General features: G+C 60.3%; 21 protein-coding genes. 8 read left to right on the forward strand and 13 right to left on the reverse strand.

Going from position 1 to position 23,343, the window contains the following annotated elements; all coding sequences use genetic code 11:
- Positions 1-46: 46 nt before the first annotated feature.
- Complete coding sequence (locus AB4N53_RS18900; RefSeq protein ID WP_460122284.1) at positions 47-1,720, reverse strand: putative bifunctional diguanylate cyclase/phosphodiesterase; 1,674 nt, start codon at positions 1,718-1,720, stop codon at positions 47-49.
- Positions 1,721-1,992: 272 nt separating this feature from the next.
- Here AB4N53_RS18900 and rep point away from each other — a divergent pair, with 272 nt between their 5' ends.
- Both rep and AB4N53_RS18910 read left to right on the forward strand, forming a co-directional pair.
- The gene (gene rep / locus AB4N53_RS18905) at positions 1,993-4,002 is read left to right on the forward strand and encodes a DNA helicase Rep (RefSeq protein ID WP_016772574.1); all 2,010 of its coding nucleotides are present in this window, start codon (positions 1,993-1,995) and stop codon (positions 4,000-4,002) included.
- Positions 4,003-4,059: 57 nt separating this feature from the next.
- Positions 4,060-4,632: a xanthine phosphoribosyltransferase gene (locus AB4N53_RS18910; protein ID WP_016772573.1), complete on the forward strand. Its 573-nt coding sequence runs from the start codon at positions 4,060-4,062 to the stop codon at positions 4,630-4,632.
- A gap of 127 nt (positions 4,633-4,759) precedes the next feature.
- On the opposite strand, the gene AB4N53_RS18915 is transcribed toward AB4N53_RS18910, so the two are convergent.
- The 6 genes from AB4N53_RS18915 to dadA form a co-directional block, all read right to left on the reverse strand.
- The gene (locus AB4N53_RS18915; protein ID WP_460122286.1) at positions 4,760-6,682 is read right to left on the reverse strand and encodes an acetyl-CoA hydrolase/transferase C-terminal domain-containing protein; all 1,923 of its coding nucleotides are present in this window, start codon (positions 6,680-6,682) and stop codon (positions 4,760-4,762) included.
- Positions 6,683-6,852: 170 nt separating this feature from the next.
- Positions 6,853-7,266 (reverse strand): c-type cytochrome, encoded by a 414-nt coding sequence (locus tag AB4N53_RS18920; protein ID WP_039757383.1) that lies wholly within the window; start codon positions 7,264-7,266, stop codon positions 6,853-6,855.
- 181 nt (positions 7,267-7,447) lie between these two features.
- Positions 7,448-7,996 (reverse strand): cupin domain-containing protein, encoded by a 549-nt coding sequence (locus AB4N53_RS18925; RefSeq protein WP_016772566.1) that lies wholly within the window; start codon positions 7,994-7,996, stop codon positions 7,448-7,450.
- Positions 7,997-8,084: 88 nt separating this feature from the next.
- Positions 8,085-9,158, reverse strand: a complete 1,074-nt coding sequence (gene alr, locus AB4N53_RS18930) for an alanine racemase (protein ID WP_460122288.1) — start codon at positions 9,156-9,158, stop codon at positions 8,085-8,087.
- Between the two features lie 92 nt (positions 9,159-9,250).
- Entirely contained in the window at positions 9,251-9,604 is a 354-nt protein-coding gene (locus AB4N53_RS18935; RefSeq protein WP_016772564.1) for a RidA family protein, read from the reverse strand.
- Positions 9,576-10,880 carry a D-amino acid dehydrogenase gene (gene dadA / locus AB4N53_RS18940; RefSeq protein WP_039757381.1) on the reverse strand — a complete coding sequence of 435 codons (1,305 nt, stop codon included), beginning with the start codon at positions 10,878-10,880 and terminating at the stop codon, positions 9,576-9,578. The genes AB4N53_RS18935 and dadA overlap by 29 nt, the downstream gene beginning before the upstream one ends.
- Before the next feature lie 153 nt (positions 10,881-11,033).
- Here dadA and AB4N53_RS18945 point away from each other — a divergent pair, with 153 nt between their 5' ends.
- Positions 11,034-11,522, forward strand: coding sequence for an Lrp/AsnC ligand binding domain-containing protein (locus AB4N53_RS18945; protein ID WP_010465173.1), 489 nt, complete (start codon positions 11,034-11,036; stop codon positions 11,520-11,522).
- Positions 11,523-11,635: 113 nt separating this feature from the next.
- On the opposite strand, the gene AB4N53_RS18950 is transcribed toward AB4N53_RS18945, so the two are convergent.
- Positions 11,636-11,989: a YkgJ family cysteine cluster protein gene (locus AB4N53_RS18950; protein WP_460122291.1), complete on the reverse strand. Its 354-nt coding sequence runs from the start codon at positions 11,987-11,989 to the stop codon at positions 11,636-11,638.
- A gap of 146 nt (positions 11,990-12,135) precedes the next feature.
- Here AB4N53_RS18950 and AB4N53_RS18955 point away from each other — a divergent pair, with 146 nt between their 5' ends.
- Positions 12,136-13,446, forward strand: a complete 1,311-nt coding sequence (locus AB4N53_RS18955) for an NAD(P)/FAD-dependent oxidoreductase (protein WP_460122293.1) — start codon at positions 12,136-12,138, stop codon at positions 13,444-13,446.
- A 133-nt stretch (positions 13,447-13,579) separates the two neighbouring features.
- On the opposite strand, the gene AB4N53_RS18960 is transcribed toward AB4N53_RS18955, so the two are convergent.
- Complete coding sequence (locus tag AB4N53_RS18960; RefSeq protein ID WP_460122295.1) at positions 13,580-13,822, reverse strand: DUF1127 domain-containing protein; 243 nt, start codon at positions 13,820-13,822, stop codon at positions 13,580-13,582.
- A 175-nt stretch (positions 13,823-13,997) separates the two neighbouring features.
- On the opposite strand from AB4N53_RS18960, the gene AB4N53_RS18965 reads away from it, so the two are divergent.
- Both AB4N53_RS18965 and AB4N53_RS18970 read left to right on the forward strand, forming a co-directional pair.
- Positions 13,998-15,419 carry an aminotransferase-like domain-containing protein gene (locus AB4N53_RS18965; protein ID WP_039757378.1) on the forward strand — a complete coding sequence of 474 codons (1,422 nt, stop codon included), beginning with the start codon at positions 13,998-14,000 and terminating at the stop codon, positions 15,417-15,419.
- A gap of 61 nt (positions 15,420-15,480) precedes the next feature.
- Positions 15,481-17,049: a phospholipase D-like domain-containing protein gene (locus AB4N53_RS18970; protein ID WP_460122297.1), complete on the forward strand. Its 1,569-nt coding sequence runs from the start codon at positions 15,481-15,483 to the stop codon at positions 17,047-17,049.
- A 120-nt stretch (positions 17,050-17,169) separates the two neighbouring features.
- On the opposite strand, the gene AB4N53_RS18975 is transcribed toward AB4N53_RS18970, so the two are convergent.
- Both AB4N53_RS18975 and AB4N53_RS18980 read right to left on the reverse strand, forming a co-directional pair.
- Positions 17,170-18,315, reverse strand: coding sequence for an MFS transporter (locus AB4N53_RS18975; protein ID WP_460122299.1), 1,146 nt, complete (start codon positions 18,313-18,315; stop codon positions 17,170-17,172).
- A gap of 186 nt (positions 18,316-18,501) precedes the next feature.
- Positions 18,502-19,995 carry an aldehyde dehydrogenase gene (locus tag AB4N53_RS18980; RefSeq protein ID WP_460122301.1) on the reverse strand — a complete coding sequence of 498 codons (1,494 nt, stop codon included), beginning with the start codon at positions 19,993-19,995 and terminating at the stop codon, positions 18,502-18,504.
- A gap of 236 nt (positions 19,996-20,231) precedes the next feature.
- Between AB4N53_RS18980 and AB4N53_RS18985 the strand changes: the two genes are divergently transcribed.
- On the forward strand, positions 20,232-20,594 hold the full coding sequence (locus AB4N53_RS18985) for a cupin domain-containing protein (protein WP_016772555.1): 363 nt from the start codon (positions 20,232-20,234) through the stop codon (positions 20,592-20,594).
- A 205-nt stretch (positions 20,595-20,799) separates the two neighbouring features.
- Here AB4N53_RS18985 and rpmG read toward each other — a convergent pair whose 3' ends face one another.
- Together rpmG and rpmB are read right to left on the reverse strand one after the other, a co-directional pair.
- Positions 20,800-20,955, reverse strand: a complete 156-nt coding sequence (gene rpmG, locus AB4N53_RS18990) for a 50S ribosomal protein L33 (protein ID WP_016772554.1) — start codon at positions 20,953-20,955, stop codon at positions 20,800-20,802.
- A gap of 11 nt (positions 20,956-20,966) precedes the next feature.
- Positions 20,967-21,200, reverse strand: a complete 234-nt coding sequence (rpmB, locus tag AB4N53_RS18995; protein WP_007920377.1) for a 50S ribosomal protein L28 — start codon at positions 21,198-21,200, stop codon at positions 20,967-20,969.
- Between the two features lie 446 nt (positions 21,201-21,646).
- Here rpmB and AB4N53_RS19000 point away from each other — a divergent pair, with 446 nt between their 5' ends.
- Positions 21,647-23,233, forward strand: coding sequence for an ABC transporter substrate-binding protein (locus AB4N53_RS19000; RefSeq protein WP_460122303.1), 1,587 nt, complete (start codon positions 21,647-21,649; stop codon positions 23,231-23,233).
- The last annotated feature ends 110 nt before the right edge of the window (positions 23,234-23,343 follow it).

Below are 23,343 nucleotides of genomic sequence, written 5' to 3' on the forward strand. Positions count from 1 at the left end.
GCAGGCTCGCTCCCACGGGGATTTGTGCCGGCCGCAACAATCGTGATCAACCGACGATTTCCAAAGCCGGCTGCTGGTTCGATCCAGACGCCAGATATTCCACCAACTCCTCCAGCGGCAACGGTCGGCTAATCAGGTAACCCTGTACCTGATCGCAGCCGAATCCGCGCAACAGATCCAACTGCTCCGGCGTCTCGACCCCTTCCGCGACTACTTCCAGGTGCAGGTTGTGCGCAAGGTTGATCATCGCGTGCACCAGTTTGCGGTTCTCTTCGCGCTGTTCCATGCCGCCGACAAAACTCTTGTCGATCTTCAACAAGGTGATCGGCAGGCTGTTGAGGTGCACGAACGAGGAAAAACCGGTGCCGAAATCGTCCAGCGAGAAGCGCACGCCGAGGCGGCCGAGGGCGTCCATGGTCTGCTTGACCAGATCGCTGCGCCGCATCACCGCGGTTTCGGTCAGTTCGAATTCCAGCCACTGCGCTTCGACGCCACGCTCGGCAATCAGGCGGCTGAGCGTCGGCAGCAACTGACTGTCCTGAAACTGGCGGAACGACAGGTTGATCGCCATGTGCAGCGCCGGCAGCCCCTGCTCGCGCAAGGCCTGCATGTCGCGCAAGGCGCGGGAAATCACCCAGTAGCCCAACGGCACGATCAGCCCGCTCTGCTCGGCCAGTGGCACAAATTCGCTCGGCGGCAACAGACCGCGCTCGCCATGACGCCAGCGCACCAGCGCTTCGAGGCCGACAATCCGGCCGTCCTCAAGATTCAGGCGTGGCTGGTAATGCAGTTCCAGCTCATCGCGGCGCAAGGCCCGGCGCAGCTCGCTTTCGAGATCGGCCATGCTCCGCGCGTTGCGATTGATGCGTTCGTTGAAGATATGAAAGGTGCAGCCCTGCGTGCTCTTGGCCTGCTGCATGGCGATGTGCGCGTGCCACATCAATGGATCGGCGCCGCCATTGGCGCGGGCATGGGCGATGCCAAGGCTGGAACCGATCAGCAGACTCTCGCCGTCGACCCAATAAGGTTCGGCCAACGCCTCAGTGATGCGTTCGGCCATCCACTCGGCGCGTTGCGGCGCACGGCGGGTGTCGATCAGCAAAGCGAATTCATCACTGCCCAGCCGCGCCAGTTGATCGCCGGCCTCCAGCTGACTTTTCAGCCGCGCGACGACCTGCAGAATCAGACGATCCCCGGCCTGATGCCCGAGGGCGTCGTTGGCATGGCGAAAATTGTCGAGATCAAGATGGCCGAGGGCGAGACCGCGCCCGTCGCCCTCGGCAAGACGCGCAGTAAGCAGGGTCTGAAAGCCCTGGCGATTGGCGATGCCGGTCAGCGGATCCTGTTCGGCGAGGCGCTGCAGGGTGTTTTCCAGTACGCCGCGTTCGCGCACATGGCGCAGGCAACGCTGGAGCATGCCAGCGTCGAGGGCGTCGAACACCAGCCAGTCGCTGACACCGACCGGCGCGGTGGCCGGCTCGTGTTCCAGCAGCAGAACGGTCGGCAGGCTGCAACGCCCCGGCGCCGGTTGCAACGCTGGCAGAGTCAGCAGCACCGCGTGGCGGTTGTCCTCGAACAGGCGGCTGACCGAATCCCAGTTCGGCGCGCTGATCAGCACCGCCGCGCTCCCCATCGGAGCCAGACACTCACGCAACAACGCTGTCCACGCTGGCTCTTCGGCCAGTAGCAGCAAACGCAAGGGTTCGACAGGCGTAGACAAGCTGACTCCCTAGACTCTGCAATGATGTAGGCGGGGCATTATGCCGGTGTGCTGAACAATGACCAATGCGTTGTCTGATGACAACGGCATCGAAACGTTATTTTGTGTCACGAATGAGAACATTAGCCGCAAAATCCCCGCGTATCCTGCGTGAAAGTAACAAAACCGGCAAATCTGAATCGCGTGCTGCGTCACAAGTCGGACAGAGCAGCAGAAATCGCTGAGCCTGTTAAAATGCCGGCCCATTTCGTCAACGACTCCCGAATTTTCGTATGTCCCGACTCAATCCCCGGCAGCAAGAAGCCGTGAACTATGTCGGCGGCCCTCTATTGGTGCTCGCCGGTGCTGGCTCCGGCAAGACCAGCGTGATCACGCGCAAGATCGCGCACCTGATCCAGAACTGCGGCATCCGCGCCCAGTACATCGTCGCCATGACCTTTACCAACAAGGCCGCGCGCGAGATGAAAGAGCGGGTCGGCACCCTGTTGCGTGCCGGCGAAGGGCGCGGCCTGACGGTCTGCACCTTCCACAACCTGGGCCTGAACATCATCCGCAAGGAACATGCGCGACTGGGCTACAAACCCGGTTTCTCGATCTTCGACGAGACCGACGTCAAAGCCCTGATGACCGACATCATGCAGAAGGAATACGCAGGCGACGACGGCGTCGACGAGATCAAGAACATGATCGGCGCCTGGAAAAACGACCTGATCCTGCCGGCCCAGGCCCTGGAAAACGCGCGCAATCCCAAGGAACAGACCGCCGCGATCGTCTACACCCACTACCAGCGCACGCTCAAGGCGTTCAACGCGGTGGACTTCGATGACCTGATCCTGCTGCCGGTAAAGCTCTTCGAAGAACACGCCGACATTCTCGAAAAGTGGCAGAACAAGGTCCGTTACCTGCTCGTCGACGAATACCAGGACACCAACGCCAGTCAGTATCTGTTGGTGAAGATGCTCATCGGCAAGCGCAACCAGTTCACCGTGGTGGGCGACGATGACCAGTCGATCTATGCCTGGCGTGGCGCGCGCCCGGAAAACCTGATGCTGCTCAAGGACGACTACCCGTCCCTGAAAGTGGTGATGCTCGAGCAGAACTACCGCTCCACCAGCCGCATCCTGCGTTGCGCCAACGTGCTGATCTCGAACAACCCGCACGAATTTGAAAAACAGCTGTGGAGCGAGATGGGCCACGGCGACGAGATCCGCGTGATCCGCTGCCGTAACGAGGACGCCGAAGCCGAACGCGTGGCCATGGAAATCCTCAGCCTGCATTTGCGCACCGACCGCCCGTACAGCGATTTCGCCATTCTTTATCGCGGTAACTACCAGGCCAAGCTGATCGAATTGAAGCTGCAGCACCACCAGGTGCCGTATCGCCTGAGCGGCGGCAACAGCTTCTTCGGTCGCCAGGAAGTGAAGGACCTGATGGCCTACTTCCGCCTGATCGTAAACCCGGATGACGACAACGCCTTCCTGCGCGTGATCAACGTGCCACGCCGCGAAATCGGCTCGACCACGCTGGAAAAACTCGGCAACTACGCCACCGAGCGCAAGATCTCGATGTACGCCGCCACTGATGAAATCGGCCTCGGCGAACATCTCGACAGCCGTTTCACCGATCGGCTGGCACGCTTCAAGCGCTTCATGGACAAGGTCCGCGAGCAGTGCGCCGGCGAAGATCCGATCTCGGCGCTGCGCAGCATGGTCATGGACATCGACTACGAGAACTGGCTGCGTACCAACAGCTCCAGCGACAAGGCTGCCGACTACCGTATGGGCAACGTCTGGTTCCTGATCGAGGCGTTGAAAAACACCCTCGAGAAAGACGAAGACGGCGAAATGACCGTCGAAGACGCCATCGGCAAACTGGTGCTGCGTGACATGCTCGAGCGCCAGCAGGAAGAAGAGGACGGTGCCGAAGGCGTGCAAATGATGACGCTGCACGCCTCCAAAGGGCTGGAATTCCCCTACGTGTTCATCATGGGCATGGAAGAGGAAATCCTCCCGCACCGCTCCAGCATCGAAGCCGACACCATCGAAGAAGAACGTCGCCTGGCCTACGTGGGCATCACCCGCGCCCGCCAGACCCTGGCCTTCACCTTCGCAGCCAAGCGCAAGCAGTACGGTGAAATCATCGACTGCGCGCCGAGCCGCTTCCTGGATGAACTGCCGCCGGACGATCTGGCGTGGGAAGGCAACGACGACACCCCGACTGAAGTCAAAGCCGTGCGTGGCAATAGCGCATTGGCCGATATACGCGCGATGTTAAAGCGCTAGAATCGACTACTTTTTAATCTACCTTCGGCGCCCATCGCGCCAACAGAGGAAGCTGTTGTGGAAGCACTGCACAAAAAAATCCGCGAAGAAGGCATCGTGCTTTCCGATCAGGTCCTGAAAGTCGACGCTTTCCTGAACCACCAGATCGACCCGGCCCTGATGAAGCTGATCGGTGACGAATTCGCCGCACTGTTCAAGGATTCGGGGATCACCAAGATCGTCACCATCGAGGCTTCAGGCATCGCTCCGGCAATCATGACCGGTCTGAACCTCGGCGTGCCGGTGATCTTCGCCCGCAAGCAGCAGTCGCTGACCCTGACTGAAAACCTGCTTTCGGCGACCGTCTACTCGTTCACCAAGAAGACCGAAAGCACGGTGGCCATCTCCCCGCGCCACCTGACCAGCAGCGACCGCGTGCTGATCATCGACGACTTCCTGGCCAACGGTAAGGCCTCGCAAGCGCTGATCTCGATCATCAAACAGGCCGGCGCCACCGTTGCCGGTCTGGGCATCGTCATCGAGAAGTCGTTCCAGGGCGGCCGCGCCGAACTGGACTCGCAGGGCTACCGCGTTGAATCGCTGGCTCGCGTGCAATCGCTGAAGGATGGCGTCGTCACCTTCATCGAGTAACCAGCGGCACCGAGTTACTCCTGGAGCGAGCCTGCTCGCGAATGCATTGTGTCAGTCACCCTGTTGAGTGACTGACACACCGCTTTCGCGAGCAAGCCCGCTCCCACATTCGATTTTGTGGCGGCAGTTACTGCGCGGTGGCTTTCAGGCCGGTGAGCAGCAAACGCTGGAACAGATCCTCTTTGAGGCCTTCCGGATTCGTCAGTTGCATCCGCTCAAGATGTTCCGGGAACGCCGATGCCTCGGGTGCATCCAGCGCTGCCTTGCCCAATTCCAGAATCTCGGTCAGCTTGAACTTGCTCTTCAGCCAGTTCAGCGCCCGCAGCAAATCCCGTTCGATCGCGGTGAAATCACAACCCAGCGGATACTCCGGAAACAGGTTCGGATGCCGCGCAGCGATCGCCTGCAAGCGTTGCGGTGTGTTGTCGGCGAAACGTGGATCGAGACGAAAATCCTTCGGCAGTTTGCCAACCTTTTGCGCCTGCTCGATCAGCCCCGGCTGGAACCGCGAATCGCTGATATTGAGCAGCGCTTCGATCACCGCCGCGTCGGATTTACCGCGCAGATCAGCGATGCCGTACTCGGTGACGACGATGTCACGCAGATGCCGCGGGATCGTGCAGTGACCGTAATCCCAGACGATATTGGAGCTGACCTCACCGCCGGACTCGCGCCAGCTGCGCAGGATCAACATCGATCGTGCGCCCTCCAGCGCGTGGCCCTGAGCAACAAAGTTGTATTGGCCACCGACACCGCTGAGCACACGTCCGTCTGCCAATTGATCAGCCACGCCGGCGCCGAGCAGAGTCATGGTAAACACGGTGTTGATGAAGCGCGCATCGATGCGCTGCAAGCGCTTGAGTTCTTCCTGGCCGTACAGCTCGTTGATGTAGCTGATGCGGGTCATGTTGAAATCAAGCAGCCTGCTTTGCGGCAACTCACGCAGCCGTTCATAGAAACTGCGCGGGCCAAGGAAGAAACCGCCGTGCACCGAAATACCGTCGGGCTGCGCGGCTTCGTCGAGGGTGCCGGCGTTGGCCTGCTCCTGGGTCGGCACATCCGGATAGACTTTGCGCCGGATGATCCCGGCATCCGCCAAAACCAGCAGCCCGTTGACGAACATCTCGCTGCAACCGTAGAGGCCTTTGGCAAATGGCGTGGTCCCGCCCTCGCGCTGGATCAATTGCGCCCATTGGCTGAGGTTGATGTCATCGAGCAACGCCTGATAACCGGCGTTATCGGCCTGACGGGCAAGCAACGCAGCGGTCAGGGCATCACCCATCGAACCGATGCCAATCTGCAACGTGCCGCCATCGCGCACCAGCGCACTGGCGTGCAAACCAATGAAATGATCCTGAAAGCCTACCGGCATGTTCGGCGTGGAAAACAGCGTGCTGCTGTCCTTCTCGTCGATCAGCAGGTCAAAGGTATCGATGTCGACTTCCGCATCGCCGGGCATGTACGGCAGATCCGTATGCACCTGGCCGACCAGCACAACGGTCTCCCCCGCCTCGCGGCGCTTGGCGATCATCGGCAACAGGTCGAGGGTGATGTCCGGGTTGCAACTCAGGCTCAGACGATCGGGATGTTCGCTGCTGCTGGCCAGCAGTTGCGCCACCAGGTTCAGACCCGCTGCATTGATGTCGCGGGCGGCATGGCTGTAATTGCTGCTGACGTAATCCTGCTGCGCCGGCGCGCTGTTGAGCAGACTGCCCGGCTGCATGAAGAACTGTTGGATGCGGATGTTGGCGGGCAGGCTGTCATGCTGGAGATCGGCGAGAAAATCAAATTCCGGATAATCACCAAACACGCGCTCGACGAAGGGCTCGATAAAGCGCCTCTGCAAGCCATCGCCCAGATTCGGCCGACCGAGGCACAGCGCGGTATAGATCGTCAGCTGCCGCTCGGGCATCTGCTTGATGCGCCGGTACAGCGCGTTGACGAAGTGATTCGGCTTGCCCAACCCCAGCGGCAGGCCCATGTGGATGTGCGCAGGCAAACGCGCCAGCACATCGTCCACCGCCTGTTCGATCGAACACAACTGCACCATCTGAAGCCTCCCGCCCGTTCCGTTGATAGGGGTAGACCGAGATTGCCTTGAGTTTGCTGCAAAGGACAGCGTTTGGTTCGGAGGGACCAGGGCCTGAATGAATCGGGAAACCAGAAACCACAGGCACAAAAAAACCGTCCGAAGACGGTTTTTTTCAAAGGCGCCGCTGATTACAGACCGGACATCTCTTTGATCGCGCCCTTGAGCTCTTCATCGGAGCAATCGGCGCAGGTGCCTTTTGGCGGCATGGCGTTGATGCCGGTGATGGCCTTGGCGAGGATGCCGTCCAGACCACCCTGATGATCGGCGCGCTCCTTCCAGGCTGCCTTGTCGCCGATCTTCGGCGCGCCGAGCAGGCCCGTGCCGTGGCAAGCGTTGCAGTGTTTGGCGATCACGTCTTTAGGGGCTTTTGCTCCGCCACCGCCGCCAGCCGTCGCGGCCACTTCCATACCCTTGCATTCCTGCCCTTGAACACACACCTGGCCGACGGGCTCGAGGCGTTTGGCGATGTCGTCATTCGTCGCAGCTTGAGCGCTGACAGCCCAGAGGGCCAGTACGGTTGCTGGTGCAGCCAGCATTTTCATAATTAGGTTCACGCGTTCACCCTCAATGGTGGCTATTCACGCCTGCGGCCACGGTTCGCAGGCGGGCGCAAGTATAGCGGGTAGGCCGCTGTACTGAAACAACCCCATGGTTAGAGGGGTCTTGTTGCCCATCGGTAAAACGGTTCGGGGGCCTTTGCCATATTGGCCTGGCGCCTTCTGCTTAAAAATTCGCCGGCGTGGCTGCGCTGATTAGTCGCGCCGGCACGTCGAACGGGTTACGGAAACGATGCGGCTTGGTACTTTCAAAATAGTAGCTGTCGCCGGCTTCGAGGATAAAAGTTTCCAGACCCACCACCAGTTCGAGGCGGCCTTCCACCAGAATCCCGGTTTCCTCGCCCTCGTGGGTGAGCATTTCTTCGCCGGTGTCGGCGCCCGGCGGGTAGATTTCGTTGAGGAAGGCGATGGCGCGGCTGGGGTGAGCGCGGCCGACCAGTTTCATGGTCACGGCGCCGTCGGAGATGTCGATCAGCTCGTTGGCCTTGTAGACAATCTGGGTCGGTTGGTCCTGCAGGATCTCTTCGGAAAAGAACTCGACCATCGACATGGGGATGCCGCCGAGCACCTTTCTCAGCGAACTGATCGAAGGGCTGACGCTGTTCTTTTCGATCATCGAAATGGTGCTGTTGGTGACGCCCGCGCGTTTGGCGAGTTCACGCTGGGAAAGCCCTTTGAGCTTGCGGATCGATTGCAGTCGTTCACCGACGTCCAAGGCGGGAGCCTCCTGATGTTGTAAGAATATTGAGCGTTATCATGGCGACAGCGTTCAGTATTTACAACACTTGGCCCCTGCAGCGGCGTCAACCCTCGGAATAGAGCCTTGGCACACGTTTCAGGTTGCAGAAGATCTGATACGGGATGGTATCGGCCCACTTCGCCACGTCACTGGCGAGGATGTTCTTGCCCCACAACTCGACGACAGAACCGAGTCCCGCTTCCGCTACGTCGGTCAGGTCGATGCAGAGCATGTCCATCGACACGCGCCCCAGCAGGCGGCTGCGTTGGCCGGCCACCAGCACCGGCGTGCCGGTCGGCGCCTGGCGCGGGTAGCCATCGGCGTAGCCCATGGCGACCACGCCAATGCGCATCGGCTTGTCGGTGATGAATCTGGCGCCATAGCCGATCGGTTCGCCGGCCGGCAATTCACGCACGCTGATGACTTTCGACTCGAGGGTCATCACCGGTTGCAGGCGTTCGGCAACGGCGTTGGCTTCTTCGAACGGGGTCGCGCCGTAGAGCATGATGCCCGGGCGTACCCAGTCGCTGTGGATTTCTGGCCAACCGAGCACGGCTGGCGAATTACGCAAGCTGACTTCAGCCGCCAGCCCCTGACGCGCCGCCTCGAACACCGCGACCTGCTCGGCACTGCTTTGCGCGTGCAGTTCATCAGCGCGGGCGAAGTGGCTCATCAACACGATTTTCGCGACTTTGCCGCTGGCCAGCAGACGTTGATAGGCCGCTGGATAATCTTTCGGATGCAGGCCGACGCGGTGCATGCCGGAATCGAGCTTGAGCCACACCGTGATCGGTTTGCTCAGGACTGCCTGCTCGATCGCTTCGAGCTGCCACAGCGAATGCACCACGCACCAGAAATCATGTTCGACGATCAATCCCAGCTCGTCGGCTTCGAAGAAGCCCTCCAGCAGCAATACCGGCGCACGGACCCCGGCAGCGCGCAGCTCGAGTGCTTCCTCGATGCAGGCCACGGCAAAACCATCCGCTTCGGCTTCCAGCGCTTGGGCGCAACGTACCGCGCCATGGCCGTAGGCGTCCGCCTTGATCACGGCGAGCGCCTTGGCGCCGGTGACTTCGCGGGCAATTCGGTAGTTGTGACGCAGGGCTTGAAGGTCGATCAGGGCACGGGCAGGACGCATGGCGGCAACTTCTGGGCGGTCATGGGAAGAAAAACCGGCGCTGACTGACGACGTGAACCGCCAACAGCACCGGGAGAGGGATCTTGGAAACGTTATGGCAGCGCGGCGACGATGGAGATCTCCACCAGAATGCTCGGCTTGGCCATCTTCGCTTCGACGGTGGCGCGGGCCGGCGCGGCGCCTTTGGGCAGCCACTGGTCCCACACCGCGTTCATCCCAGCGAAGTGCGCTTCGATGTCGTTGAGATAGATCGTCGCCGACAACAGATGCTGTTTGTCCGTCCCGGCCAGATCGAGCAGACGTTCGATATTGGCGAGCACATCGCGGGTCTGCTGTTCAATTCCGGCGTCGAAGTCGTCGCCGACCTGCCCGGCCAGATACACGGTGCCGTTGTGGCTGACGATCTGACTCATGCGCTCATTGGTGAGCTGGCGCTGGATTGACATGTTTTGCGGACTCCTGGGTCTGGTTGCCGTAACGGGAAATATCGAGGCCTTCGGCGCTGATCTGCGGCTTTTTCTTCGCCATCAGGTCGGCGAGCAAACGGCCGGAACCGCAGGCCATGGTCCAGCCGAGCGTACCGTGACCGGTGTTGAGGAACAGATTCTTGAACGGCGTGGCGCCAACGATCGGCGTACCGTCCGGCGTGGTCGGGCGCAGGCCGGTCCAGAAGCTCGCTTCGGCCAGATTGCCGCCCTGAGGATAAAGGTCGTTGACGATCATCTCCAGGGTTTCGCGCCGACGCGGATTCAGCGACAGGTCAAAACCGGCGATCTCGGCCATGCCGCCAACGCGGATGCGGTTGTCGAAGCGGGTGATCGCGACCTTGTAGGTCTCGTCGAGAATGGTCGACGTCGGCGCCATGGCAGGATCGGTGATCGGCACGGTCAGCGAGTAGCCCTTGAGCGGATACACCGGAGCCTTGATGCCCAGCGGCTTGAGCAGTTGCGGCGAGTAGCTGCCGAGCGCCAGTACGTAGCGATCAGCGGTTTCCAGCTTGCCGTCAATCCACACACCGTTGATGCGATCACCGGCGTAGTCGAGTTTCTGGATGTCCTGGCCGAAACGGAATTCCACACCGAGCTTGCGCGCCATTTCAGCGAGACGGGTGGTGAAGATCTGGCAGTCGCCGGTCTGGTCGTTGGGCAGACGCAGCGCGCCAGCGAGAATGTCGGTCACGCCTGCCAGCGCCGGCTCGACGCGGGCGATGCCGGCGCGGTCGAGGACTTCAAACGGCACGCCGGATTCTTTCAGCACGGCGATGTCTTTGGCGGCGTTATCCAGTTGCGCCTGAGTGCGGAACAACTGCGTGGTGCCGAGGCTCCGGCCTTCGTAGGCGATACCGGTTTCGGCGCGCAATTCATCGAGGCAGTCACGGCTGTACTCGGACAGACGCACCATGCGCTCCTTGTTCACTGCGTAACGGCTGGCGGTGCAGTTGCGCAGCATTTGCGCCATCCACAGGTATTGGTCGATATCAGCGGTGGCCTTGATCGCCAATGGCGCGTGGCGTTGCAGCAACCACTTGATGGCCTTGAGCGGCACGCCCGGCGCGGCCCACGGCGAGGCGTAACCCGGCGAGACCTGGCCGGCGTTGGCGAAACTGGTCTCCATGGCCGCAGCAGGCTGCCGATCGACCACCACCACTTCAAACCCGGCACGGGCCAGATAGTAAGCACTGGCGGTACCGATGACGCCGCTACCCAAGACCATGACGCGCATTTTCAATCCCTCATCGCGGCTTTTCGCCGAACTGTTTGTTAGAGCAATGATGGGCGCAGTGTAAAAAAGAAATGCCAGTGCTTTTCACTATATAAGCGCCTATATTTGGCGACAATTCTCGGCAAAAACCCTTTTCACGGAGGCGCATCCCCTATGCGTACCAACACTCAGACCAAACGTGAGCTGGATAAGATCGACCGCAATATCCTGCGCATCCTGCAGGCGGACGGGCGGATTTCCTTCACCGAACTCGGGGAAAAGGTCGGACTCTCGACCACGCCCTGCACCGAGCGCGTGCGGCGCCTGGAGCGCGAGGGGATCATCATGGGCTACAACGCCCGGCTCAATCCGCAGCATTTGAAGGGTAGCCTGCTGGTGTTCGTCGAGATCAGCCTCGACTACAAATCCGGCGACACATTCGAAGAATTCAGACGCGCGGTACTGAAGCTGCCGCATGTGCTGGAGTGTCATCTGGTGTCAGGAGATTTCGACTATCTGGTGAAGGCGCGGATTTCCGAGATGGCCTCGTATCGCAAACTGCTGGGCGACATTCTGTTGAAGCTGCCACATGTACGTGAATCGAAGAGCTACATCGTCATGGAAGAAGTGAAAGAGAGCCTGTGCCTGCCGATTCCGGACTGAAATCGGCGGCGTCCCCTTCGCGAGCAGGCTCGCTCCCACATTTGATATGCAATCTCCTGTGGGAGCGAGCCTGCTCGCGAAGAAGTCGACTCGGTCTGAAGTGAACGCAACAGCTAAACCAACACCTGCCGATTCGCCGCCATGTACTCGAATATCTGCTTCTCCACCCGTGGATGAATCAACTCCACCGGCCGCCGCTCGTTCGGGCATGGCAAGGTCTTGGTGGTACCAAACAGTCGACAGATCAGCGGCCGCTCTTCATACACCGTGCAGCCATTTGGCCCCAGGTGCACACAGTTGAGTTGTTCCAGCGCGGCATCCTGTTCGGCGCGGGTCTTGCGCGGTAGCCGGGCCATTTCCTCGGGCGAAGTGGTCACCGGTCCGCAGCAGTCGTGGCAGCCCGGCACGCAGTCGAACGTGGGAATCTGCTGACGCAGGGTGCGGATTTTCTGACTGTTGCAGCTCATCGAAACGGTGACCAAAGTGGCGGGCTGATGATTGTGCCGCAAAAGCCCGGATCCAGACACCGCAGGCCGACCGATGTTGCCCACGTTTGGGCGCGCGGCTTATGCTCCGTCAAATTTTCTCGACACTCAGCCGTTGGATGATGCCCATGACCGCCCGCGCCCCGACCACCGCGAGCCAACCCCACGTTGCCTCTTATTACGCCGCCAGCAGCTTGCCGCAGCCGGACCATCCCGTGCTGCAAGGCGAGGTGGTGGCGGATGTCTGCGTGGTCGGTGGTGGATTTTCCGGGCTGAATACCGCGCTGGAACTCGCCGAACGCGGTTTCAGCGTGGTGTTGCTGGAAGCGCACAGGATCGGCTGGGGCGCCAGCGGTCGCAACGGCGGGCAACTGATTCGCGGTGTCGGTCACGGCCTTGATCAGTTCGCCAACGTCATCGGCGCCGAAGGCGTGCGCGAGATGAAACTCATGGGCCTGGAAGCGGTGGAGATCGTCCGTCGGCGCGTCCAGCGTTTCGGCATTGCCTGCGACCTGACCTGGGGTTACTGCGACCTCGCCAACAAGCCTTCCGATCTCGACGGTTTTGCCGAAGATGCCGAAGAATTGCGCAGCCTCGGTTACCGCTACGAAACCCGTCTGTTGCAAGCCAGTGAAATGCACACGGTGGTCGGTTCCAAGCGCTACGTCGGTGGTTTGATCGACATGGGTTCCGGGCATCTGCACCCGTTGAATCTGGCGCTGGGTGAAGCAGTAGCGGCGCAGCAGATGGGCGCTCAGTTGTATGAGCATTCGGCGGTGACGCGCATCGATTACGGCCCCGAAGTGAAAGTGCACACCGCGCAAGGCTCGGTGCGGGCGAAGACGCTGGTGCTGGGTTGCAATGCCTATCTCAATGACTTGAACCCGCAACTGAGCGGCAAGGTCCTGCCCGCCGGCAGCTACATCATCGCCACCGAACCGCTCAGCGAAGAGCAGGCGCACAACCTGCTGCCGCAGAACATGGCGGTCTGTGATCAGCGGGTAGCGCTGGATTACTACCGACTCTCGGCGGATCGACGTCTGTTGTTTGGCGGAGCGTGTCATTACTCGGGACGCGATCCGAAAGACATCCGCGCTTATATGCAGCCGAAGATGCTTGAAGTGTTCCCGCAACTGGCCGGGGTGAAGATCGATTATCAGTGGGGTGGGATGATCGGCATCGGTGCCAACCGCTTGCCGCAGGTCGGCCGACTAGCCGACCAGCCGAACGTGTATTACGCCCAGGCGTATTCCGGGCATGGAGTGAATGCCACCCACCTGGCCGGCAAGCTGTTGGCCGAGGCGATCAGCGGGCAGCATGGCGGCGGGTTTGATCTGTTCGCCAAGGTGCCGCACATCACCTTCCCCGGCGGCAAGCACTTGCGCTCGCCGTTATTGGCGTTGGGGATGTTGTGGCACCGGCTGAAAGAGTTGGTCTGAGGGTATTTCGGCGGCCCTTGATCCGCTTTTGCGAGCAGGCTCGCTCCCACAGTAACCGCGTTTATTCAGGCAGAACGCAGTCACTGTGGGAGCGAGCCTGCTCGCGATGAGGCCCGCAAGAACAATACAGATCTCATATCCGCCAGAACGGCTTCAACCCCTCCTCCCTTGCCTGCTCTCGCGTCAGCCCGACATCCCTGAGCTGCTCCGGTGTCAGTCCGAGCAAAGCCTTGCGCGTGTGCAGACGATGCCAGAACAGACCCCAGTGACTGAGGCCGGACGGCGCATTGCGCAGCAGATTGCGCGCGTTGTCCTTCTGCCCTGCCGCCAGTTCCTGACTGTGTAACGTCAGCCGCACATCGCTCAAGCCGTTCATTTTCGTTGCTCCTGTTTACTTGGGTAGCCAGAGATTCCATGATGCGCGGGCGAGCAAAACCATTACAGACTCAAAGAACCTGTATTAACTCCATACAGATTTGCCGATTCGCCGACTGAATGATTGATTTTTGCCGCATCTGTACTGGTTTTTACCAATGTGCACCGAGGCCACCATGACCCTGTATGTAAACCTCGCCGAATTGCTCGGCACCCGCATCGAACAAGGTTTCTATCGGCCCGGTGATCGCTTGCCGTCCGTACGTGCCTTGAGCGTTGAACACGGAGTCAGTCTGAGCACGGTGCAGCAGGCCTATCGCGTGCTCGAAGACAGCGGTCTGGCCACGCCGAAACCCAAGTCTGGCTACTTTGTGCCAGTCGGCCGCGAATTGCCGGAGCTGCCCGCAATAGGCCGCCCGGCGCAGCGGCCAGTCGAGATTTCGCAATGGGATCAGGTGCTGGAACTCATTCGCGCGGTGCCACGCAAGGATGTCGTGCAATTGGGCCGTGGCATGCCCGATGTCGGCTCGCCGACCATGAAACCGCTGCTGCGCGGGCTGGCGCGTATCAGTCGCCGACAGGACATGCCCGGTCTGTATTACGACAACATCCACGGCAACCTCGAACTGCGCGAACAGATCGCACGACTGATGCTCGATTCCGGCTGCCAGTTGAGCGCCAGCGAGCTGGTCATCACCACTGGCTGCCACGAAGCGCTGTCCACCAGTATTCATGCGATCTGCGAGCCGGGCGACATCGTCGCGGTGGACTCGCCGAGCTTCCACGGCGCCATGCAGACCCTCAAAGGCCTGGGCATGAAAGCCCTGGAAATCCCCACCGACCCGCTCACCGGGATCAGCCTCGACGCTCTTGAACTGGCGCTGGAACAGTGGCCGATCAAAGCCATTCAGCTCACCCCCAACTGCAACAACCCGCTCGGCTACGTGATGCCCGAGTCGCGCAAACGTGCTCTGCTGACCCTGGCCCAGCGTTTCGATGTGGCGATCATCGAAGACGATGTGTACGGCGAACTGGCCTATACCTACCCGCGCCCGCGCACGATCAAATCCTTCGATGAAGACGGCCGCGTGTTGCTCTGCAGCTCGTTCTCCAAGACCCTGGCGCCAGGGCTGCGCATCGGCTGGGTGGCGCCGGGCCGATATCTCGAGCGGGTGCTGCACATGAAATACATCAGCACCGGATCCACCGCGCCGCAACCGCAGATCGCCATCGCCGAATTCATCAAGGCCGGCCATTTCGAGCCGCACTTGCGGCGTATGCGCATGCAGTACCAACGCAATCGTGACGCGATGATCGACTGGGTGACGCGCTATTTCCCGGCCGGCACCCGCGCCAGTCGCCCGCAGGGCAGCTTCATGCTCTGGGTGGAGCTGCCGGAAGGTTTCGACACGCTGAAGCTCAATCGCGCGCTGCACGATCAGGGCGTACAGATTGCTGTCGGCAGCATCTTTTCCGCTTCGGGCAAGTACCGCAATTGTCTGCGGATGAACTACGCTGCCAAACCAACAGCGCAGATCGAAGAAGCGGTGCGCAAGGTCGGCGCTGCGGCAATCAAACTACTCGCTGAGACCGACTGACCTTTTTTGCGCGCCCGGCGTCCAAATTGCCGACCTCAGCCGCCAACCGGAACGATCCTACGTGAGCTTCAGACAGCCCCTACTCGCTTTACTGATACTCGCCTCGTTCCTCAGCGGCTGCGCCAGCCTCGATGTGCCGCGCGAACCAAGCCAGGCATTGCCAGCGTCGGACTCCAGTTTCGGCCGTTCGATTCAGGCTCAGGCCGCGCCCTATAAAGGGCAGTCGGGGTTTCGTCTGCTCTCGGACAGTGGCGAGGCGTTTACCGCCCGCGCCGAGCTGATTCGTCACGCCCAGGTCAGCCTCGACTTGCAGTACTACATTGTCCATGACGGCATCAGCACGCGGATGCTGGTGGAGGAAGTGCTCAAGGCGGCCGACCGTGGCGTGCGCGTGCGCATCCTGCTCGACGACACCACCAGCGACGGCCTCGACCAGATCATCGCGACGCTGGCGGCACATCCGCAGATCCAGATTCGTTTGTTCAATCCGTTGCACCTGGGGCGCAGCACCGGCGTAACACGCGCGGCTGGGCGACTGTTCAATCTGTCCGTGCAGCACCGACGAATGCACAACAAACTGTGGCTGGCGGACAACAGCGCGGCGATCGTCGGCGGGCGCAATCTGGGCGATGAGTATTTCGACGCCGAACCCAACCTGAATTTCACCGACATCGACATGCTCAGCATCGGCCCGGTCGCCGAGCAGCTCGGACACAGTTTCGACCAGTACTGGAACAGTGCGCTGAGCAAGCCGATCGACGAATTCCTCTCCAGCCAACCGACCGCCGCCGACCTGCAAAACACGCGCACGCGCCTGGAAGAATCGCTGGAAGAAACCCGCAAGCAGAACCACGCGCTGTATCAACAGTTGATGAAATTCACCACCGACCCGCGCATGGACATCTGGCGAAAGGAGCTGATCTGGGCCTGGAACCAGGCGTTGTGGGATGCGCCGAGCAAGGTGCTGTCCAAGGGCGAACCCGATCCGCATCTGCTGCTGACCACGCAACTGGCGCCGGAACTGACCGGCGTCAGCAAAGAGCTGATCATGATTTCCGCGTACTTCGTGCCCGGCCAGCCGGGGCTGGTTTACCTGACCGGGCGCGCCGACGCCGGGGTCTCTGTAAGCCTGCTGACCAATTCACTGGAGGCCACTGACGTGCCGGCGGTGCATGGTGGTTACGCGCCCTATCGCAAGGCGTTGCTTGAACACGGGGTGAAACTCTATGAACTGCGCCGCCAGCCTGGGGATAACTATGGCAGCGGGCCGCGGGTGTTCTATAGCAAGTCGTTTCGCGGTTCGGATTCGAGCCTGCACAGCAAGGCGATGATCTTTGATCGGCGCAAATCGTTTATCGGCTCGTTCAACTTCGACCCGCGCTCGGTGCTGTGGAACACCGAAGTCGGCGTGCTGGTCGACAGCCCGGAACTGGCCGAGCACGTGCGCGCACTGGCGCTGCAAGGCATGGCGCCGACTCTGAGTTATCAGGCGAAACTCGAGGACGGCAAGGTCGTCTGGGTCACCGAGGACAACGGCCAGATGCATACCCTGACCAAAGAACCGGGGAGCTGGTGGCGGCGCTTCAACTCGTGGTTCAGCACCAGCGTCGGCCTCGAGCGGATGTTGTAAGTCCGTCTGTTGGTCATGCCTTGTGGGAGCGAGCCTGCTCGCGATAACGGTTTCACTTCCAGCAAATGAGCTGACTGGTGCACCGCTTTCGCGAGCAGGCTCGCTCCCACAGGGATGCGCTCAGGCTGCTTCTGCCGTTGTGCCAAAGGCCCCTTGGCGCAACAACAAAAGCACCAGGCCAAAAGCCCCCGCCGCCATCAGCAGCGGCAGCGCATGTCCGTTGATCCACTGACTGCCCGCCCCTGCCGCCAAAGGCCCGACCAGACAACCGACACCCCACAACTGGGCGATATGTGCATTGGCGCGGACCAGCGCATCGTCACGATAACGCTCGCCAATCAGGATCAGCGACAGGGTAAACAAGCCGCCGGCACTGGCGCCGAACAGCACCCACAATGGCCAGATCAGCAGCGTGTCGAGCAACATTGGAATGGCCAGACTCGACAGCATCAACACCACCGCGCACCCGGCGAACAGCGTGCGCCGCGACAGATAATCGGCCAATGCGCCGATCGGCAATTGCAGCAGCGCATCGCCGACCACCACCGTGCTGACCATGGCCAGCGCAATTTCGGCGGTGAACCCTTGTTGCAGACAGTACACCGGCAGCAGCGTCAGGATCATCGCTTCGAACGCGGCGAACAATGACACCGCCCAGGCAATCGCCGGCAGCTCTCGGGCAAAGACCCATAGATCGCCGAACGTCACGCTGTTGGCTTCACTGCTCGGCGCACCGCTGCGCCCTGAAAGCAAAAAGGGCGAGAGCGTCAGCAGACCGACCCCGACCCAGAAACCGTAATCATGCTCGGTACCGAGCGCCCCCAGCAGCAATGGACCAGACAGTTGGCTCAACGCATAGCTGCTGCCATACAGCGCCACCAGTCGCCCACGCCACTGTTCGACCACCAGCTGATTGATCCAGCTCTCGCCGAGGATGAACACGATGGTCAGGATCACGCCGATCAGCAGCCGCAGCAGTAGCCAGATCGGATAACTTGGCAGCAGCGCCAGCAGGCCGATCGACAGTGCCCCGGCCCACAGGCACAGTCGCATCAGGTTCGCCGTGCCGAAATACGCGGCGAGGTGGCTGGAAATCTTCGCCCCCAGCAGCACGCCGATTGCCGGCATGGCCGCCATCACACCGATGGCGAACGAGCCGTAACCCCAGCCCTCCAAACGCAACGACACCAGCGGCATGCTGACCCCCAGGGCCAGGCCGACACTCAAGACAGACGCCAACACGGCGAAATACGTCGCCCACCGCATGTTCCACGCTCCTGTGGATATTTTATGTGCACCACAAAATCACTGTGGGAGCGAGCCTGCTCGCGAATACGGTTTCACATTCAGCTGTTCTGCTGACTGATATACCGCCTTCGCGAGCAGGCTCGCTCCCACAGGGGATCTCTGTTTGGTCAGGAAGCCCGGAGTGAGCGGGCTCCCGTCAGCGCCTTACAGCTTGATCCACGTCGCCTTCAGCTCGGTGTACTTGTCGAAGGCGTGCAGCGACTTGTCGCGACCGTTGCCCGACTGTTTGAAGCCACCGAACGGCGCGGTCATATCGCCGCCGTCGTACTGGTTGACCCACACGCTACCGGCGCGCAAGGCTTTGGCGGTCAGGTGTGCCTTGGAGATGTCCTGGGTCCACACCGCTGCGGCCAGACCGTATGGCGTGTCGTTGGCAATCTGGATGGCTTCTTCGGCGCTGTCGAAAGCGATCACCGACAACACCGGGCCGAAAATCTCTTCCTGGGCAATCTTCATCGCATTGCTCACACCATCGAAAATGGTTGGCTCGACGTAAGTACCACCGGTCTCCTGGAGGATGCGCTTGCCGCCGGCGACCAGTTTGGCGCCATCGCTATGGCCGGATTCGATGTACGACAGCACGGTGTTCATCTGCTGGGTATCGACCAGCGCGCCAACGTTGGTCGCCGGGTCCAGCGGATTGCCCGGTTTCCAGGATTTCAGCGCCTCAATCACCATCGGCAGGAATTTTTCCTTGATCGAACGCTCGACCAGCAGACGCGAACCGGCGGTGCACACTTCGCCCTGGTTGAAGGCGATGGCGCTGGCGGCGGATTCGGCAGCGGCCTGCAGGTCCGGCGCATCAGCGAAGACGATGTTCGGGCTCTTGCCACCGGCTTCCAGCCAGACACGCTTCATGTTCGATTCGCCGGCGTAGACCATCAACTGCTTGGCGATCTTGGTCGAACCGGTGAACACCAGTGTGTCGACATCATTGTGCAGACCCAGCGCCTTGCCGACGGTGTGGCCATAGCCCGGCAGCACGTTGAGCACGCCTTTGGGGATCCCGGCTTCAACGGCGAGAGCAGCGATGCGGATGGCGGTCAGCGGCGATTTTTCCGACGGCTTGAGGATCACCGAGTTACCGGTCGACAGCGCCGGGCCGAGCTTCCAGCAGGCCATCATCAGCGGGAAGTTCCACGGCACGATAGCGCCGACCACGCCTACTGGCTCACGGGTCACCAACCCCAATTGATCATGTGGGGTCGCGGCGACTTCATCGTAGATCTTATCGATCGCTTCGCCGCTCCAGCTCAACGCCTGCGCCGCACCCGGCACATCGATATACAGCGAATCGCTGATCGGCTTGCCCATATCGAGTGTTTCCAGCAGCGCCAGTTCTTCGGCGTGCTGTTTCAGCAGACTGGCGAAACGGATCATGGTGGCTTTGCGTTTGGTCGGCGCCAGGCGCGACCAGACGCCGGAATTGAAAGTAGCGCGGGCGTTTTCTACAGCACGGTCAGCATCGGCGGCGTCACAACTGGCGATCTTGCCGAGCAGGCGGCCATCGACCGGGCTGATGCATTCGAAGGTTTCGCCGGAGACGGCGTCGGTGTATTCGCCATTCAGGAAGGCGCGGCCTTCGATTTTCAGATCGCGGGCGCGTTGTTCCCAGTCGGCACGAGTCAGGGTGGTCATTCGGGTGTCCTCCTCTTATTGAATACGAGCACCGCAAGCGCTGCGGCACTGTTCAAGAATTCTGCCCGGCCAGCCTACACTTTCGGCCCGAGGCACCCGCCACCCTAAACCAGCGACCGGGGTTGTTTCAATATATTTGACATAAGCTGGCCATACGGCCTTGCGGTGTTCATTTTAATAAACATAGACTTTGGCCCATTCCAGCCAACGCGCCGTCATTAGCGGAGAAAACAACAATGAACATCCAGAACGTCGTCGACATCAGCCTTGCCAGCAGCGAAGCCGAGCGCTATCGCCCGGACCCGGCGAAGGTGCTCAAGGGCGATCCTGAGCAGGCAGTGTTTCATCAATACGACAGCCCTTGTGGGCAAATGGGCGTAGGTGTTTGGGAAGGCGCGGTGGGTCAGTGGACGGTGAATTACACCGAGCATGAGTACTGCGAGATTCTGCAGGGGGTTTCGGTATTACGTGACAGCGATGGCAATGCCAAGACCTTGCGCGTTGGCGATCGCTTCGTGATCCCGGCAGGGTTTCGCGGAACCTGGGAAGTGCTTGAGGCTTGCCGCAAGGTTTATGTGATCTTTGAACAGAAGGCTTGAGATGCTTGCTGGCTGATCGGCCCTCATCGCTGGCAAGTCAGCTCCCACAGGTTTTGTGCATGACACAGGTTCTGTGAAGACCGGCAATCAATGTGGGAGCTGGCTTGCCAGCGATAAGGCCCAACCGGTCACCGCAGAATCCAAGGCAAACAAAAAAGGCCCGCATCTCTCGATACGGGCCTTTTTCGCAGTCAGGAAAAATCAATTACTTGATTTTGCCTTCCTTGTACATCACGTGCTTGCGAACAACCGGATCATATTTCTTGATCTCGATTTTGTCCGGGGTAGTACGCTTGTTCTTGTCGGTAGTGTAGAAGTGACCAGTACCGGCGCTCGAGATCAAACGAATCAATTCACGCATGATTAGCTCCCTTAAATCTTGCCATCGCGGCGAAGTTCGGCGAGCACGACAGTGATGCCACGCTTGTCGATGATACGCATGCCTTTGGCAGATACGCGCAGACGCACAAAACGTTTCTCTTCTTCAACCCAGAAGCGGTGATGCTGCAGGTTCGGCAGGAAACGACGACGGGTTTTGTTGTTTGCGTGGGAAATGTTATTCCCAGTCACCGGACCCTTACCGGTAACTTGACATACTCTCGACATGCCTCAGCCCTCTAAAACCACATGCCCAACCCGGCATGGGTTGGCCGCTTAATCTCTCAGTCATTTGGCGCCAGGCGCCGCGTTTCTTTAGAGGTCTTACCGGCTACACCTACAGTGAAGGAACCGGGCCCCTAGAAAAGAGCGCTGCTTTATACCAGAAAGACCGGGGTGCAACAACAATCGCTGTGCAATGAATCAATAAAAAGCCGCTTTTTCGGCCTGCGGACGCCTTGAATAAAGGCCGCGACTGGTTTTGACCACTCGTCGCAGAAATCCCGCCCTACAGGCGATTCAGACTTTTCATCCCGCTGCTCAAGCTCGAAACCGCGCAAGACTGCGCCTGAAAATGCAAAAAGGGGATAGTCATTTGCAATTCAGAGCTCTAGGGTAGGACTTTTCCAGACTGCACTTGCAGATGGGCCTTCGATCTGTAAAGGAAACCGACCATGCGCCTCGCTGCCCTACCCCTGTTACTCGCTCCGCTGTTGCTGAGCCCCCTCGTCCAGGCCGCCGCGTTGAGCGTGTGTACCGAGGCCAGCCCCGAAGGGTTCGACGTGGTGCAGTACAACTCGCTGACCACCACTAATGCCTCGGCCGATGTGCTGATGAATCGTCTGGTGGATTTCGATACCGCCAGTGGTAAGGTCATCCCTAGCCTCGCCGACAGCTGGGAAGTCAGCACCGACGGCCTGACGTATGTATTCAAACTGCACCCGCAGGTGAAATTTCATACAACCGATTACTTCAAGCCGAGCCGCGAGCTGAGCGCTGAAGACGTCAAATTCAGCTTCGACCGCATGCTCGACCCGGCCAACCCATGGCACAAAGTCGCCCAAAGCGGCTTCCCCCATGCGCAGTCGATGCAACTGCCGACCCTGATCAAGAAAATCGACGCCCTCGACCCGCTCACCGTGCGTTTCACTCTTGATCATCCGGATTCGACCTTCCTCGCCACCCTGAGCATGGGCTTCGCCTCGATCTATTCAGCCGAATACGCTGACAAGCTGATGAAGGCTGGCGCCACCGACAAACTCAACAGCCAGCCGATCGGCACCGGCCCGTTCGTGTTCAATCGCTTTCAGAAAGACGCGGCGATTCGCTACAAGGCCAACCCGGATTATTTCCATGGCAAGCCTGCCGTCGACCCGCTGATCTTCGCCATCACCCCGGACGCCAACGTGCGCCTGCAAAAGCTGCGACGCAATGAATGCCAGATCGCCCTGTCGCCGAAACCATTGGACGTGCAGGCTGCGCTGAAGGAACCGACGCTGAAAGTGGAAAAGACTGACGCGTTCATGACCGCTTTCGTGGGCATCAACAGCCAGCACCCGCCACTGGACAAGCCGGAAGTGCGTCAGGCGATCAACCTTGCGTTCGACAAGGCCAACTACATCAAAGCCGTGTTCGAAGACACCGCCGAGGCGGCCAACGGCCCGTACCCGCCGAACACCTGGAGCTACGCGAAGAACCTGCCGGGCTATCCGCACGACGTGGCCAAAGCCAAGGCGCTGCTGGCCAAGGCCGGCTTGAAGGATGGTTTCCAGACCACGATCTGGACGCGACCATCGGGCAGCCTGCTCAACCCGAACCCGAGCCTCGGCGCGCAGATGCTGCAATCGGATCTGGCCGAGATCGGCATCCAGGCGGAGATCCGCGTGATCGAGTGGGGCGAACTGATTCGTCGCGCCAAGGCCGGCGAGCATGACCTGCTGTTCATGGGCTGGGCCGGCGACAATGGCGACCCGGACAACTTCCTCACGCCGCAGTTTTCCTGCGCAGCAGTGAAGTCCGGCACCAACTTCGCGCGGTACTGCAACGCCGATCTGGACAAGCTGATCAGCGCCGGCAAGACCACCAGCGAGCAAGGCGTACGGACCAAGCTTTATGAACAGGCACAGGCGCAGATCCAGCAGCAGGCGTTGTGGCTGCCACTGGCGCACCCGACGGCCTACGCTTTGACGCGCAAGGATATTCAGGGTTATTCCGTCAGCCCGTTCGGCCGACAGGATTATTCCAAGGTCAGCCTCAAATAACCTGCCTGACATAAAACCTGTGGATGGAAACAGTCTGTGGGAGCGAGCCTGCTCGCGAAGCGGTCTTTCAGCAAACAATGATGCTGACTGATACAACGCCTTCGCGAGCA

The organism is Pseudomonas sp. H3_E04, from assembly GCF_054668915.1.

Coding starts and splice junctions, on each gene's coding strand:
- AB4N53_RS18955 (WP_460122293.1), top strand. CDS start 12,136: ATGACCGCCCGCGCCCCGACCACCGCGAGCCAACCCCACGTTGCCTCT.
- AB4N53_RS18985 (WP_016772555.1), top strand. CDS start 20,232: ATGAACATCCAGAACGTCGTCGACATCAGCCTTGCCAGCAGCGAAGCC.
- rpmG (WP_016772554.1), bottom strand. CDS start 20,955: ATGCGTGAATTGATTCGTTTGATCTCGAGCGCCGGTACTGGTCACTTC.
- dadA (WP_039757381.1), bottom strand. CDS start 10,880: ATGCGCGTCATGGTCTTGGGTAGCGGCGTCATCGGTACCGCCAGTGCT.
- AB4N53_RS18935 (WP_016772564.1), bottom strand. CDS start 9,604: ATGTCAATCCAGCGCCAGCTCACCAATGAGCGCATGAGTCAGATCGTC.
- AB4N53_RS18945 (WP_010465173.1), top strand. CDS start 11,034: ATGCGTACCAACACTCAGACCAAACGTGAGCTGGATAAGATCGACCGC.
- alr (WP_460122288.1), bottom strand. CDS start 9,158: ATGCGTCCTGCCCGTGCCCTGATCGACCTTCAAGCCCTGCGTCACAAC.
- AB4N53_RS18960 (WP_460122295.1), bottom strand. CDS start 13,822: ATGAACGGCTTGAGCGATGTGCGGCTGACGTTACACAGTCAGGAACTG.
- AB4N53_RS18920 (WP_039757383.1), bottom strand. CDS start 7,266: ATGAAAATGCTGGCTGCACCAGCAACCGTACTGGCCCTCTGGGCTGTC.
- AB4N53_RS18975 (WP_460122299.1), bottom strand. CDS start 18,315: ATGCGGTGGGCGACGTATTTCGCCGTGTTGGCGTCTGTCTTGAGTGTC.
- rep (WP_016772574.1), top strand. CDS start 1,993: ATGTCCCGACTCAATCCCCGGCAGCAAGAAGCCGTGAACTATGTCGGC.
- AB4N53_RS19000 (WP_460122303.1), top strand. CDS start 21,647: ATGCGCCTCGCTGCCCTACCCCTGTTACTCGCTCCGCTGTTGCTGAGC.
- AB4N53_RS18965 (WP_039757378.1), top strand. CDS start 13,998: ATGACCCTGTATGTAAACCTCGCCGAATTGCTCGGCACCCGCATCGAA.
- AB4N53_RS18950 (WP_460122291.1), bottom strand. CDS start 11,989: ATGAGCTGCAACAGTCAGAAAATCCGCACCCTGCGTCAGCAGATTCCC.
- AB4N53_RS18915 (WP_460122286.1), bottom strand. CDS start 6,682: ATGGTGCAGTTGTGTTCGATCGAACAGGCGGTGGACGATGTGCTGGCG.
- rpmB (WP_007920377.1), bottom strand. CDS start 21,200: ATGTCGAGAGTATGTCAAGTTACCGGTAAGGGTCCGGTGACTGGGAAT.
- AB4N53_RS18980 (WP_460122301.1), bottom strand. CDS start 19,995: ATGACCACCCTGACTCGTGCCGACTGGGAACAACGCGCCCGCGATCTG.